Origin of the sequence: Bradyrhizobium vignae (genome assembly GCF_900324035.1) — a bacterium.
GTDB lineage: Bacteria > Pseudomonadota > Alphaproteobacteria > Rhizobiales > Xanthobacteraceae > Bradyrhizobium > Bradyrhizobium vignae.
The window spans coordinates 1,152,862-1,166,836 of sequence record NZ_LS398110.1 but is presented as its reverse complement, the minus strand read 5'-3'; the positions used below and the strand labels follow the sequence as shown (position 1 = coordinate 1,166,836).

Genomic DNA, 13,975 nt, shown 5'->3' with positions numbered 1-13,975 from the left:
CCCCGACGGGCAGAGGTGAACCGAATCCTGAGCTAGCCAATCCTCTTCGTGCCCAACTGACAGCGCGATTGATTACTGCACCGATCATCACGTATGAAGGGCACTTGATTGATCGCGGAAATTCACATGCCCCTCACCATTCGCGCCGTCACCAGGCAGGATTACGATCAATGGCTGCCGCTGTGGGACGGCTACAACGCCTTCTACGGCCGCTCCGGTCCGACCGCGCTCGCGCCCGAGATCACGCGCATGACGTGGCAGCGCTTCTTCGATGCCTACGAGCCGATGCACGCGCTGTCGCCGAGGACGGCGGCCGCCTGCTCGGGCTGACGCATTATCTGTTTCATCGCAGCACCACCGCGATCGAGCCGTCCTGCTATTTGCAGGACCTGTTCACGCTCGAGGCGGCGCGCGGCAAGGGTGTCGCCTCGGCGCTGATCCAAGGCGTCTATGAGCGGGCAAAACTTGCGGGATCGCCGCGCGTCTACTGGCAGACACATGAGACCAATCTCACGGCGCAGCGCCTGTACGACAAGGTCGCAGAGCGCTCCGGCTTCATCGTCTATCGCAAGATCTTCTGAGTCCTGCGCCGCGGAGTCCTGTGGATAACTCCGCCTGTCACCCGCGCGTAACATAGCAAGGTTAGGCTGCCCCTGCGTCTGGTCAGGCCCCCCGTCTCCGATCAAGCGCCCAAGCGGTCCCCGTCAGTCGCCGCGTCTGACAGGGGCCGCATTTTTTTGCGACAGCGTCACTTCGCGCCGCGCCCCACCGTCTGCATGACCTCGAAGCCCTCGAACTGAGGATGGCCGAGATAAAGCGGCTTGTTGTCGCCGGCCCGGTGATGCGCCGCGCGAAACGCCTCCGACTTGGTCCAGGCCTCGAAGGCTGCGTGGTTCGCCCAGACCGTGTGCGAAGCGTACAGCGTGTGATCCTCGGCTTCCGGCCCGCGCAGCAGATGGAATTCGATGAAGCCTGGCACCTTGTCGAGATGGGTATCGCGCGTGAGCCAGACCTGCTCGAAGGCGGCCTCGGAGCCCTTGGCGACACGGAAGCGGTTCATGGCGATGTACATGGGGTGGTTCTCCTGATGCTCCGCCGATATTTCGTCATTCCGGGATGCGCCGCAAGGCGCGGGCCCGGAATCCATTTTTCTGCAGAAAGTGTGGAGAGATGGATTCCGGGTTCGCGCTTCGCACGCCCCGGAATGACAGCTAAGCCGCAAGCCCCTTCATCGGCCTTGCGCTTGCGCTGTCCGGAAACACCGTCTCCGCCAGCACACGATCCGACAGGCCGAACTGGTCCTGCAGCACGCCCTTGATCACGGAGCGCAGATCCGTCGTTGGCTTGAGGTCGCGGCTCTCATACAGGTTCGCGAGCTTGAGGCCCGGCCAGTCCGAGATGACGCGGCCGCCTTTCACGGCGCCGCCGGCGAGCAGCGCGATCGTGCCGGTGCCGTGATCGGTGCCGTCGGTGCCGTTGATGCGCGCGGTGCGGCCGAACTCGGTGGCAACGACCACGATGGTGTCGCGCCAGCGATTGCCCAAGCCGCTTTCGAATTCGGCGAGCGCGCCGTCGAGCCCACCGAGCAGGAAGGCGAGACGCCCCACCGGGCCGCCTTCATTGGCATGCGTGTCCCAACCGTCGAAGGCGAGTGCGGCGATGCGCGGGCCGTCATCGGCCGCCATCAGTTTGGCGGCGCCGCGCGCCACTTGGCGCATCTGTGCGACGGCGTTGCCGCGCGTCGCTTTCATGTCGTCGCCGCTCGCGACCTTGTCGAGCTGAAGGCCTTGCGACAGCGCCGAGGCCAGAACGGGATCGCGGTGGCGATAAAGCTCGACGAGCCGCATCGCGGTGTCGTCGGCGGCCTGCGGCAGCGCCACCGGCGCCCAGCCGACGGTCGGCGCGTTGCCGCGCAGCACCAGCGGCGTGGTCGGCCCGACCGCAAGGCCGCTCGACACGCGCTCGCCGCGCGGCAGCGCCTCCAGCGCGCGGTTGAGCCAGCCGGACTGCACCCGGCCGGGGCCGGCATAGCCGCTTTCGAGCACGTCCTGACCGTCGAAATGCGAGCGGTCGCGATAGGGCGTCGCCACCGCATGGATCACCGCGGCATGCCGATCCCTATACATGCGCGCGAACTCCGGCATCGCCGGATGCAAGGCGAAGAACGAGTCGAGCATGATCGCGGGATGGGCTCCATCGGCCGTGAGCGCGATCGATCCGTGCAGGCCGGCATAATCGGGATCGCCGATCGGCGCGACGGTCGAGAGCCCGTCCAGCGCGCCGCGCAGGATCACCACGATCAATCGCGGATCGCGCCCGTCGGCCGCGCGGGCGAATTTCGGCAGGTAAGCCCAGGCTGCAAAGGAGGCGCCGCCGAGCAGCAGGCCGCGGCGCGTGGTGAGGAGCCGGTTCTCGAGGCAATCGGTCATCATCATCTCCTCTGCATTTCCGGCGACATCAAGAGCAGCGCCAGCGCCTGCTGCCGCGACTCCGCACGCTCGATGGTGCGGCGCGTTTCGGTCGAGGCCGCGTCCGCCGCTGCGAACTCCAGCAGGTCGAGCGGATCGATGTTGTTGCCGAGCCGCGCGCCGATCTGCGCCGCGATGTCCAGCCTGAGCTTCATGCCTTCGGGCGCAGCCCAGGCGGCGCTGGTATCGGGGAAACCGTTGGGTCCTGCCGGCGACCACAGCGGCTGGCCGAGCAGGTTGAGACCGTTGAGATACACCACGGGATCTTCGGGCACGCGCGCCAGCAGCCGGCCGCTCGCGACCAGGAAGTCGTAAGGGCTGCGCATCTTGGTCAGCGGCGCTTTCCAGGCCTCATCGGAATCGACCAGCGCCGTCGCGAGCGCCTTGAGATCGCCGTCGGTCTTGACGAAGACGTCGCGCAGCCGGGCGACGAGCACCGGCGGCGGATCGTCGGCGACGAAGTGCCGAGCGAATTTGGTGGCGATGAAGTTCGCGGTCGACGGATGTCGCGCGAGGTCGGCGAGCGCGGCTTCGCCCTGTGCGAGCCCGGCGGCCTCGTAGGTCTTGCCGAGCAGGACTTGCGGCCCGGGCTGATGCGCGTTGACGTTGAAGACGAAGGAGCCGGGTGCCCCCAACTGCCCCTGCCGTCCGGCAAAGGTCCAGCCGGTGATGATGCGGGCGAGCGAGGTGACGTCGCCCTGCGTGTAGCCGCCGCCGACGCCGAGCGTATGCAGCTCCATGATCTCGCGCGCGAGATTTTCATTCAGCCCGCGCTTGCGGTTTTGGCCCGCGCGCGAGTCCGGTCCGAGCGATTGCTGGTTGTCGAGGAAGAACAGCATGGCCGGATGCTGCTCGACCGCCCTCAGCATGTCGGCGAAGCGCCCGAGCACATGCGGCCTGATCGCCTCGCGCTCGAAGGAACCGGCCCAGATCCGCGCCAGCTCGCCCTTGCCGGCGGAGATGCAGAAATGGTTGGACCAGAACACGACGAGACGCTCGGTGAAGCCGCAATCGACGAGCGTCGCGCGCTGCAGGCGTGCCAGCGCCTCGGCGCGAAAGGTCTTTTGAATCACGTTGAGCGGCTGCGGTGCCGGCTTTGCCGCAGGCGGCGTGGCCGCGTTGGGCTGCATGGTCTCGGACTTGGCGGTGTTCTCGGTCGGCTTCGCCTCCGCCATCTGCCCGGTGATCTCCGCCGCAGCGTTCAGCGAGAGATTGCGGCGCAGCCCCGGCGTCTGATCGGCAGGCGCTTGTGCCGGCGTTTCGGGGGGCGCCGCGGCCTTGGCAGTTTCCTTGGCGGCCTCGCGCGCCTGTTTGACCTGGTCCTGATAGGCGAACACGGCCTGACCGAGTTGCGGCGTCGATTGCAGTCCGGGCGCTTCCAGCAGCACGCCATTGGGACGCGCAAGCTCGGCCTTCACGAAGCCGCGCGGGTCGGATGCTGCGTTGATGAGATCGCCCGATGCGCCGCCGCGGGCGCCGAAGCCGAAGCGGTTGAGTGCGATGAGGGCGGCTTGCGAATCGCGAGCCATCGATCTGTCCTTCGCGCGTTGGGAGCCGCTTTCCTGATACGTTCGCGGCGCCTGAAGCGCGATGGGATCAGGATGAATCACCATCGCGCTTCAGGTTATTGTTCGAGCATGATCTTATCGGAAAACCGCTGCACACTTTTCCGGATCATGCTCTAATATACCGGAGCGACAGATGAACCCGACATGAAAATGGCGGCGAAGCTTCGACGTAAATCATGACAAATCCGAAAGAACCCGCATTGCAGGAACCACGGCGCCTCGCCTGCTCCCGCTGCGGCAGCGAGTTCGGCTGCGATCTCTCGGGCAACTGCTGGTGCGCGGAGGAAACCGCGCGACTGCCGATGCCGGTCGAGGGCGAGGACTGCCTGTGCCGGGAGTGTCTGCGCAGGGCGGCGGAGGCGCCTAGCCCGGACGGAGCGCAAGCGTAATCCGGAAACGTTCTGCAGGCACAATCCCCGGATTTCGCTGCCATCCGGCTACGAAACCTACACCTGATGTCCGGGCGATTTGCGCGCCATGCCATCGAACGCATCCAGCAGCTTTTCACGCCAGGCGTAGACTGGATCATCCGCCTCCAGCAGCTTGAACGGGCTGACCACGCGTGCCCATTGGAATCCGCCGAACACGATGTAATCGGCATAGTTCGGCGCGTTGCCGCCGATGAAGGGCTGCGTCTTGAATGTCTGCCGCATCACCTCCAGAGATTTGCGGAACGCGACCACGCCGGCATCGCGGCTCGCCATGATCTCCTCGAGGGTCTTGCCGCCGAAGCGCGCCTCGCGCGACTTGCGGAAATAGGCGGCGTCGACGTCGGCAAGGTTCGCCGGGATGTCGGCGATAATCAGCGGAAAGATGCCGCCGACGATGGCGATGTCGCCCCATGCGTTGATCATGCGCGCCATCGCGCGGCCGCCCTCGCCGCCGAACAGCGACGGGCGATCCGGGAAATTGTCTTCGAGATAGGTCGCGATGGTCCAGGAATCGACCACGGGCTTGTCGTCGTGCAACAGCACCGGGACCTTCTCGGAGCCGTGCGGGGCAAGCGCGCTCTTCTCGGTGAAGCGCCAAGGCAGGGATTCCGCCGATAAACCCTTGTGCGCCAGCGCCATCCGCGTGCGCCAGCAATACGGGCTGAACGGGCGCGCGGGGTCGGTACCGACGAGTTCGAACAGTTTGAGCGACATGCAAGGTGTCTCCACACGCTCCGTCATTGCTGTGCATGTTCACTAATTCGCTGATTGGATCGCTCCAGCGGAGGAACGATCCGATGCGAGACAACAGCTATGACCGAACGGTTGAACGCAACTATCTGCAGAAGTGGCGTTTTCTGATTTCGGAGTATGAGGCGGTGAAGGCTGGCCGATCGCCGCTGTTCAAGCGGGTCGGCGACTTCTACCGGCACCACGGGACCTGCTCGCAGACGTTCCGCAAGTATTACAATCGCTATCTGCAGAGCGGCGAGGACGCGGATCTGCTGCCGCGGCGGCGCGGCCCGAAGTGGCGGGAACGGCGCGAGCCGGAAGGGATCGAGGCGGAGATCGTCGCCCATCGCAAGCGGGGGATGAACCGTTATGAGATTCATGCCGTCTTGCGCGAAACGCGCGACACGGTACCTTCGCCGATCACGATCTACCGGGTGCTGAAGCGCCACCGCCTGAACCGCCGCACGCCGGCGATGCGCGAGGAGAAACGCCGTATTATCAAGGACAAGCTCGGGGAGCTGGGCCATGTCGATCTGCATCAATTGCCGCGCGATATGTTCCTCGCGCCACCCCCGGTCACGGCCTACATCATCAGCCTGATCGACAGCTGCTCGCGTCTGGCCTGGGCCGAGGTCCTGACATCCAAGAAGGCGCTGCCGGTCATGTTCAAGACCCTGAAGATGATCAACACCCTCAACGTCACCTATGGGCTCGTCTTCCAGGAAATCCTGTCCGACAACGGCGCCGAGTTCGCCGCCCGCACCAAGCCGGCCGAGCATCCATTCGAGGCCATGCTGCTCGAGCTCGGCATCAAACACCGCTACACCAGGCCCTATCGGCCGCAGACCAACGGCAAGGTCGAACGCTTCTGGCGTACCCTCGATGACGACGTCATCGAGGGTACGACCTTCGACAACCTGGACCACTTCGCCAATGAACTGTTCGAGTACCTCGTCTACTACAACAACCACAGACCCCATCAGGCCTTGGCAGGACAAACTCCCAAGGCTTTCGCCGCTTCCAAGACCACCGCGATCCAATCAGCGAATTATTGAACATCGACAATTGCGAGGAGCTGTTGCGACGAACACTGCCGCCGCGAAAGACATTCTGGATTGCTCACATGGGGATTTGGTGTGTCAAGGCGGTTTGTTCAGCTCTTTGTTCGATTGCAGGCCAGCTCTTCGTCCCGACCGTGGAGCACGTAGGATGGCGCGCGCAGATCGAGTCAAGGTCGGCCCGTAGGGCCGTCGCGAAGCGACTTGGCCTTGACTCGAGCGAGCACGCCATCAGGCTTTGGCAGTCGGGGCAGCGGGCGGATAACTCCTTTTCGTCAGGCGATCCAAGGGTCGAGCCGGTTTTTGCAATCTGGTTTGCTTGCCAGATCAAACTCACATTCGGTCGCCGCGCGGCGGCGGCTGCACCAACATTCCGCTTGCGGCGGGCAGGCTCGAGAGGACGAGACCATTCTTCGTTACGGCGTTTGAAGCCATGCAATCCATCGGTTCGTCCACCCGGATCGGCCGAGGCTGATCAATCTCGGCGGATTGGCTTTGAGGCTGAGGAGCGTGGTGTCAGGCGGCGGCCTTTATCTCGGCTCCCTCGATCACCACGCCCGCGGTCACGTACTTCCAGAGGGCCACGAGCAGCTTGCGCGCGAGCGCCACGATCGCGCGCTTGCGGCCGCGTTGGCTGTGCACCTTGAACCACTGGGTCAAAGCCGATTGAGGCTGGTGGCGTACCCAGAGCCAGGCGAGCTGGATCATCGTGGTTCTCAGGCGCGGATTGCCAGCCTTCGACACGCCTTGCTCGCGCTCGATGCCGCCACTGCGCCATGGCGTGGCTGCAAGGCCGGCATAGGATGCAATCTGGCGGCGGTTGGCGAACTGCCGGTAAAAGGCCTCCGACCAGAGAACGGCCGTGAAGTTCGGGCCCAGGCTCTTCAGTTCGAGCAGCATTGCCACCGGGTTCGATACGGTCTTCTCCCCCGCCGCCTTGCTCGCGGCCAGCAACGCATCCTGCTCGCGCTCCACCGCCGTGATCTGGTCGAGCAGCAGTTCGAGCCGGTCGAGTTCGCGGCTGATCTGCGCCTTCAGATGCGCCAGCAAGGCGCGCCCGTCGCCCGTCCGCAAGGCCTCCAGCCGCTTCCGCCGGTCTCGCCGCAGCGGCGCGTAGTCGAAGATCCCTTGCGCGAACAGAAGACCCTTGATCCGGTTCACATGCTCGATCCGCTCCGCGATCAAGGTCTCTCGCTCGCGGCACAGCCTACGGCGGTCCTCCTCTGCCGGAGAGGGCGCAACGACCATGGCGCAGACCCGTACCTCGCCGCGCTTGTAGGCCAGCAGCGTCCGCAACAGCGTCTCGCCATCCAGCCGGTCCGTCTTGGCCCGCCGGCGCCGGCGCGGCGTCGCAATCGAGGCCGGATCGACTACGTGGCTCTCGATGCCTTCCTGCTGCAGGGCGCGGTGAAGCCAGAACCCGTCCAGCCCCGCCTCCTGGATCGCGATGAGCGGATAGCTCTCACCCGTTCGCGCCTGCGCCTTGCGCTTCAGCTCCGCAAACAGCTTCAACAGTTCCGAAAGCTCGCCGGCCTTCATGCTGCGTTTGGACATCTTCTCGCCCTTGCAGGGCGACAGCGAAGTGACCAGCCATGTCGAACGGCTCAGTTCCAATGACACAAAAATTGCGCCAAACTGCGTGCGGATAGCGGCCAGTCCGTCGGAAGGATGATCGAGCAACATCGTCGTCTCCAGGTTGAATGGATTCAGCAACCCTCAGTCTGGCCTCAGACCTGGTCGCTATCCACTCCCCATGGAATCTTCGCTTGCGCTCGCAATGACGATGTGGTGAGAGATGTCCACGCGAAATTCTGTTGTCATGCCCCGGCTTGTCCGGGGCATCCAGTACGCCGCGGCAGTCGTGAGATACACTGCCGCCGGTGTCTACCGGATCATCCGCCTTCGCGGATGATGATAGCGAGACATCGAGAAAGCGAGCGCTTCACCGGCCGTTGGTGCGCAGCAGTTTCTCGCCGTCCTTGGTCACCGCGATGACCAGCCCGAGGCCGGCAACCGTCTCGCGGGCGACGTAGCCGCGGTCGGCGGCGTCCTCCCAGATGGTGAGGCGCGGGCAAGAGGTCTTCCAGGTCGCGATCACCTCGGCATAGGCGCGCGGCTCGCGCGCCACCCATTCGACGAAGTCCAGCACCAGCGGATCGACGGTCTCGCTCATTGCAAACCTCCCCTGTCGAAGGCGGCCAGCACCGGCGCACGAAGCAACAGCCAGCCGCCATGGGCGATGTAGTAGCAGGCGATGGTGGTGATCAGCTTGTTGGACCAGGCGATGAATTGCTGGTCGGTCATGGCTTCGAGGATGCGCCGTGCCAGCGTGGTGCCGAGCATCGAGGCGAGAATCGCGACCCCGGCGAGCACGGGATCGAGGCTCGCGGCCTGATCGATGATGCCGCCGAAATAGACCAGCTTGGTGAAATGGCTGACGAGCTGGCACATCGCCTTGGTCGCGACCTTCTCGCGCCGGCCGAAATCGCCGCCGAGGAAGAAGGTGTCGAGCAGCGGGCCGGAGACGCCGGTCATCAACATCAAGCCCATGCAGATCGTGCCATAGACCGTGCCCTGCCAGAGACGGTCGGGATCCGGCTTGATGTTCGCGGGAAGCAGCCGCGCCATGAACGGCGTGGCGCCGAGCATCAGCAGCGCGGTCGGCTTGTCCGGCACGTAGCGGGTGAGCGACCAAGCCGTGAGCGCGAGCACGGCGCCGACCATATAGTTCGCGACCGGCCGCCAGCGGATATGCGCCCGCCACAGGAACGCGCGCCAGCCGTTCGAGGCCATCTGCGTGATCGCGTGCAGTACCATCGCTGTCGGCAGCGGCATCAAGGCCAAGAGCACGCCGATCAGGATCAACCCGCCCGCCATGCCGAACAGCCCCGACAGGAACGCGGTGGCGACCATCAGCAATCCGAGGGCAGCGATCATGATGGGCGCCACGAAGGGTATCTCCTGTCGGTGGGTTGGGGACGCAAGCTGCCAATTCCGCCGTTCCCCGCTTGCGGGAAGAGGCGAAGGAGAACGTGCCTCGCTTGCTCCTCTCGCGCAAACTGAGTTATCTTGGCCTGGCATCAGCTTTCCTGAGGGTCGGGCATTTGCGGCGGCTGCTGTTTCTCAACGGCATCAAGGCGTTCGAGGCGGCGGCGCGGACCGGCAGCTTTGCTGCCGCCGGGCTGGAGCTGAGCGTGTCGGCGGCCGCCGTCAGCCGCATGGTGCATCTGCTCGAAGAGCGACTAGGCGTCGCGCTGTTCGAGCGCAAGGCCAACCGCCTGGTGCTGACGCAGGCCGGCCGCGCCTATCAGGGCGGACTGACCCCGATCTTCGATGCGCTGGCAAGCCTCACCGCGCAGGTGACGGCGCCTGCCAGCGTGCGCGTGCTCACCATCGGCGTCGGCCACACCTTCGCGATGCGCTGGCTGATCCCGCGCCTGTCGGAGTTCCGCAGCGAGGAGCCCGACATCGAGGTGCGCTTCACCACCGGCGGCGCCGCGGTGCCGTTCGGCGAGGACTGGAGCTGCGGCATCAAGCTCGGCACCGGCGACTGGCCCGGTCTCGTCGCGGAGCCGCTGTTCGCCGGCGATCTCACCCCCGTCTGCGTGCCCCGCCTCGCGGGCGGCCTGAAGCGTCCGGCCGATTTGAAGGGACCGAGCCTGATCCGCGTCGCGCACTCAGCCGAGGACTGGCCGATCTGGCTGAAGGCCGCAGGCGCTGCGCGGATCAATGCGCGCGGGCCCGAGTTCCAGTTCTACGGCCAGGCGTTGCAGGCCGCCGCCGACGGGCTCGGCATCGCCATGGGCATCCGCCCCTATATCGACGACGACCTCGCCGCCGGCCGGCTGGTGGCGCCGTTCGACCTCTCCGTCCCTAAGGGCATGCGCTGGTACCTGCTCTATCGCAGCTTTCAGACCGAGCAGCGCGACTTTGCCGCGTTCCGCCGCTGGATCATGCGAGCGGCGTCGGAACCCGCCGCCCGCCCGCGGCGGATTGGCCGCGCCGCGACGCGGAGTTGAGGCCCCCCCGGGCAAAAAAGCCGACTGCTTGTGAACGGCTTCACATTCTGAAATCCGCAAACATGGTCCCCTGATCCTCCGAAAAGAAACGTGGGACCTACACTCATGACGACCCTTTACGACGGCTTTGACATCGAATCCTTCGAAGCTGGCAAGGGGCTGTGGCACGCGCGGATCCGGCGTGCCGATTTCAGCCCGGTGGCCATCGACGGCGTGCTGTTTCCTGCCATGGAAGTCGGCTTCGCCTGGCCCGATCGCGATGCCGCGATTGCCGATGCCAAGCACCAAATCGATCGCTTCCGCCGGCGGGCCGACGGCGACGACGAATAGACGACGGGTCCGCGGGCGGACCAGAGACGGGGCGGCGCAAGGGGAAAACCGGTCATGTCCATCATCGAAATCAACGCGGCGCGGCCGCGGATCTACGCCCGCGCGGTGCTGTCCAACTGCCCGGAATGCGACGGCGATCTCGCGGTGCTCCGCGTGATCGGCGGTCGTGCCGGATGCGAGTACTGGACCATGCGCTGCACGGATTGCGGCGGCATTCATCTCGACATCCTCGAGCCTCACATCACGGCCGGGGATGACAATGAGCCGCCGCCGGCGGCATGAACCGCAAGGCTGCTGCCAACCTGCTGTCAGCAGCCTGCATGGCAGCGGGCATTCGCCCTTTATCGCGGGGCGGACTCGTCCCATATTCGCCCCATGGCGAAGAAACCTGCATCCTCCGAAAAATCCGGCAAGTCCCCCAAATCCAGAGCACATCGGCCTGACGTGCAGCCGATCGGGCCGGCGCTGGCCGAGCTGCTCAATCCCGCGATCAATCGCGGCGATGCCGGGCTTGGCTCGGGCACCGGCCTGCAGCCGCCGCCGGACAATTCGCGTGACCGCCGCGCCGGGGGCGAGGCTGCGGCGCATCGCGCGCGGGCATCGACGCCGAAGCAGTTTCCGCAGGATATGGCGCGGCCAGCATCCCTCCCCCACACGGGGGGAGGGAGCGGTGGTTTCGAGGAGGCGCCGCAGGCCAATTACGGCACGGCGGCCACGATCCCGACGCTCGATCCGGAACTGGCGCGTCAGCTCGGCCTGCCGACGGAAGAGGACGATGCCGAGGCGCTGGCGCGTCCGCCGCGCAGCAAGATGGAAGCGCTCGGCGTCAAGGCGACCGCGGATGCGCTGGAGTCGCTGATCCGCGAGGGCCGGCCTGAGTTCCGCAAGGACGACGGCTCCATGAAGGTGTGGACGCCGCACCGGCCGCCACGCCCGGAAAAATCCGAAGGCGGCGTGCGCTTCGAGATCAAATCGTCCTACGAGCCCAAGGGCGACCAGCCGACCGCGATCGCCGAGCTGGTCGAGGGCATCCAACGCAACGACCGCAGCCAGGTGCTGCTCGGCGTCACCGGCTCGGGCAAGACCTACACCATGGCCAAGGTGATCGAGGCGACGCAGCGCCCGGCCCTGATCCTGGCGCCGAACAAGACGCTGGCGGCCCAGCTCTATGGCGAGTTCAAGAACTTTTTTCCGGACAACGCGGTCGAGTATTTCGTCTCATATTACGACTATTACCAGCCGGAAGCGTATGTCCCGCGCACGGACACGTACATCGAGAAGGATTCGTCCATCAACGAGCAGATCGACCGCATGCGCCACTCGGCGACGCGCGCGCTGCTCGAGCGCGACGACGTCATCATCGTTGCGTCGGTGTCCTGCATCTACGGTATCGGCTCGGTCGAGACCTACACCGCCATGACCTTTGCGCTGAAGAAAGGCGAACGTATCGACCAGCGCCAGCTCATCGCCGACCTCGTCGCGCTCCAATACAAACGCACCCAGGCCGATTTCACCCGCGGCACCTTTCGCGTGCGCGGCGATGTGATCGATATTTTCCCGGCGCACTATGAAGACCGCGCCTGGCGCGTGAACCTGTTCGGCGACACCATCGAGGCCATCGAGGAGTTCGATCCGCTCACCGGCCACAAGCAGGACGAGCTCGAATTCATCAAGATGTACGCCAATTCGCACTATGTGACGCCGCGCCCGACGCTGGTGCAGGCGATCAAGTCGATCAAGTTCGAATTGAAGCAGCGGCTCGATCAGCTGAATAATCAGGGTCGCCTGCTGGAAGCGCAGCGTCTGGAGCAACGCACCACCTTCGACCTCGAGATGATGGAGGCGACTGGAAGCTGCGCCGGCATCGAGAACTATTCGCGCTATCTTACCGGACGCCGGCCCGGCGAGCCGCCGCCGACGCTGTTCGAATACGTCCCCGACAACGCGCTGATCTTCGCCGACGAAAGCCACGTCACCATCCCGCAGATCGGCGCTATGTTCCGCGGCGACTTCCGCCGCAAGGCGACGCTGGCCGAATACGGCTTCCGCCTGCCCTCCTGCATGGACAACCGCCCGCTGCGGTTCGAGGAATGGGACATGATGCGGCCGCAGACCATCGCGGTGTCGGCGACCCCGGGCAGCTGGGAGCTGAACGAGAGCGGCGGCGTGTTCGTCGAGCAGGTCATTCGCCCCACAGGCCTGATCGATCCGCCCGTCGACATCCGCCCGGCGCGTACCCAGGTGGACGATCTCGTCGGCGAGGTCCGCGCCACCGCGCAGGCGGGCTACCGCTCGCTAATCACCGTGCTGACCAAGCGCATGGCCGAGGACCTCACCGAATATCTGCACGAGCAGGGCATTCGCGTCCGCTACATGCATTCCGACATCGACACCATCGAGCGCATCGAGATTATCAGGGATCTGCGTCTCGGCGCGTTCGACGCGCTGGTCGGCATCAACCTCTTGCGCGAGGGCCTCGACATTCCCGAATGCGCGCTGGTCGCGATTCTGGATGCCGACAAGGAAGGCTTCTTGCGCAGCGAGACCTCGCTGATCCAGACCATCGGCCGCGCCGCACGCAACGTCGATGGCAAGGTCATCCTCTATGCCGACAGCATGACCGGCTCGATGGAGCGCGCCATCGCCGAGACCAACCGCCGCCGCGAGAAGCAGGTCGAGTACAACAAGGCCAACGGCATCACGCCGGAGAGCGTGAAGAAACAGATCGGCGACATCCTCAACTCCGTCTACGAGCGCGACCACGTGCTGGTCGAGGTCGGCGGCCACGACATGACCGACGACGTCATCTCGATCGGCCACAATTTCGAGGCCGTGCTCGCCGATCTCGAGACGAGGATGCGCGAGGCCGCCGCCGATCTGAACTTCGAGGAAGCCGCGCGGCTGCGCGACGAGGTCAAGCGCCTGCGCGCCACCGAGCTCGCCGTGGTCGACGACCCCACGGCCAAACAGCGCGCCGTGCAGAGCAGGGCCGGCGCCTATGCCGGAGCGAAGAAGTACGGCGACGCCGCCAACCTCCCCGTCAGCGCCATGAAGAACAAGAGTGCCGCAACCGCGCTGAAGGCCGGCGGCGGCAAGGGCTCCCGCGTACACAAGCCGCATCTCGACGAAATGCACGGCCCGGAATCCCTGCCCTACCGCGCGAGCCCGAACCTGCCGTCAAAGCCGTTCGGAAGCACCAGCCGGATCATCCAGCCGACGGATTCGCGGCAGTCGGGCCCGGAGTTCGGGCCGGCGCCGAAGTCGACGGGCGGGGCGCCGGGGCGGCGCGGCGGGTGGAAGAAGAGGTAAGCGGCGGATTCCGGGCTCGCCGCTCCGCGGCGCCCCGGAATGACGAGGAGAGATTTGTGC

At 65.5% G+C, this 13,975-nt stretch carries 13 protein-coding genes and 1 pseudogene; 7 read left to right on the top strand and 7 right to left on the bottom strand.

Translation table 11 applies throughout. From position 1 onward, the window contains the following. Positions 1-126: 126 nt before the first annotated feature. Positions 127-581 (top strand): annotated as a pseudogene (locus tag BRAD3257_RS05670) (GNAT family N-acetyltransferase). Positions 582-748: 167 nt separating this feature from the next. Here BRAD3257_RS05670 and hmuQ read toward each other — a convergent pair. From hmuQ to BRAD3257_RS05655, 3 genes are all read right to left on the bottom strand, one after another. Further along, positions 749-1,072, bottom strand: a complete 324-nt coding sequence (gene hmuQ / locus BRAD3257_RS05665; RefSeq protein WP_122401029.1) for a heme-degrading protein HmuQ — start codon at positions 1,070-1,072, stop codon at positions 749-751. A 139-nt stretch (positions 1,073-1,211) separates the two neighbouring features. Then, a complete protein-coding gene (locus BRAD3257_RS05660; protein ID WP_162500127.1) occupies positions 1,212-2,429 on the bottom strand; it encodes a DUF1501 domain-containing protein in 1,218 nt (405 codons plus the stop codon). A 2-nt stretch (positions 2,430-2,431) separates the two neighbouring features. Beyond that, positions 2,432-3,997, bottom strand: coding sequence for a DUF1800 domain-containing protein (locus BRAD3257_RS05655; protein WP_162500126.1), 1,566 nt, complete (start codon positions 3,995-3,997; stop codon positions 2,432-2,434). 215 nt (positions 3,998-4,212) lie between these two features. Between BRAD3257_RS05655 and BRAD3257_RS40710 the strand changes: the two genes are divergently transcribed. Further along, entirely contained in the window at positions 4,213-4,425 is a 213-nt protein-coding gene (locus tag BRAD3257_RS40710) for a cysteine-rich CWC family protein (RefSeq protein ID WP_122401026.1), read from the top strand. Positions 4,426-4,482: 57 nt separating this feature from the next. Here BRAD3257_RS40710 and BRAD3257_RS05645 read toward each other — a convergent pair whose 3' ends face one another. Then, positions 4,483-5,181, bottom strand: coding sequence for a glutathione S-transferase family protein (locus tag BRAD3257_RS05645; protein ID WP_122401025.1), 699 nt, complete (start codon positions 5,179-5,181; stop codon positions 4,483-4,485). An 83-nt stretch (positions 5,182-5,264) separates the two neighbouring features. Here BRAD3257_RS05645 and BRAD3257_RS05640 point away from each other — a divergent pair, with 83 nt between their 5' ends. Then, positions 5,265-6,254, top strand: coding sequence for an integrase core domain-containing protein (locus tag BRAD3257_RS05640; protein ID WP_160118749.1), 990 nt, complete (start codon positions 5,265-5,267; stop codon positions 6,252-6,254). Positions 6,255-6,773: 519 nt separating this feature from the next. Here the strand turns inward: BRAD3257_RS05640 and BRAD3257_RS05635 are convergent. From BRAD3257_RS05635 to BRAD3257_RS05625, 3 genes are all read right to left on the bottom strand, one after another. Beyond that, positions 6,774-7,940, bottom strand: a complete 1,167-nt coding sequence (locus BRAD3257_RS05635; RefSeq protein ID WP_122406392.1) for an IS110 family RNA-guided transposase — start codon at positions 7,938-7,940, stop codon at positions 6,774-6,776. Between the two features lie 259 nt (positions 7,941-8,199). Next, positions 8,200-8,430, bottom strand: a complete 231-nt coding sequence (locus tag BRAD3257_RS05630; protein ID WP_122401023.1) for a hypothetical protein — start codon at positions 8,428-8,430, stop codon at positions 8,200-8,202. Next, positions 8,427-9,206, bottom strand: coding sequence for a sulfite exporter TauE/SafE family protein (locus tag BRAD3257_RS05625; protein ID WP_122401022.1), 780 nt, complete (start codon positions 9,204-9,206; stop codon positions 8,427-8,429). The genes BRAD3257_RS05630 and BRAD3257_RS05625 overlap by 4 nt, the downstream gene beginning before the upstream one ends. A gap of 155 nt (positions 9,207-9,361) precedes the next feature. Between BRAD3257_RS05625 and BRAD3257_RS05620 the strand changes: the two genes are divergently transcribed. From BRAD3257_RS05620 to uvrB, 4 genes are all read left to right on the top strand, one after another. Continuing rightward, positions 9,362-10,276 (top strand): LysR substrate-binding domain-containing protein, encoded by a 915-nt coding sequence (locus BRAD3257_RS05620; RefSeq protein ID WP_122406391.1) that lies wholly within the window; start codon positions 9,362-9,364, stop codon positions 10,274-10,276. 105 nt (positions 10,277-10,381) lie between these two features. Further along, positions 10,382-10,606 (top strand): hypothetical protein, encoded by a 225-nt coding sequence (locus BRAD3257_RS05615; protein WP_122401021.1) that lies wholly within the window; start codon positions 10,382-10,384, stop codon positions 10,604-10,606. A 54-nt stretch (positions 10,607-10,660) separates the two neighbouring features. Beyond that, entirely contained in the window at positions 10,661-10,888 is a 228-nt protein-coding gene (locus BRAD3257_RS05610; RefSeq protein WP_122401020.1) for a hypothetical protein, read from the top strand. A gap of 93 nt (positions 10,889-10,981) precedes the next feature. Beyond that, entirely contained in the window at positions 10,982-13,915 is a 2,934-nt protein-coding gene (uvrB, locus tag BRAD3257_RS05605; protein ID WP_122401019.1) for an excinuclease ABC subunit UvrB, read from the top strand. Positions 13,916-13,975: the final 60 nt, after the last annotated feature.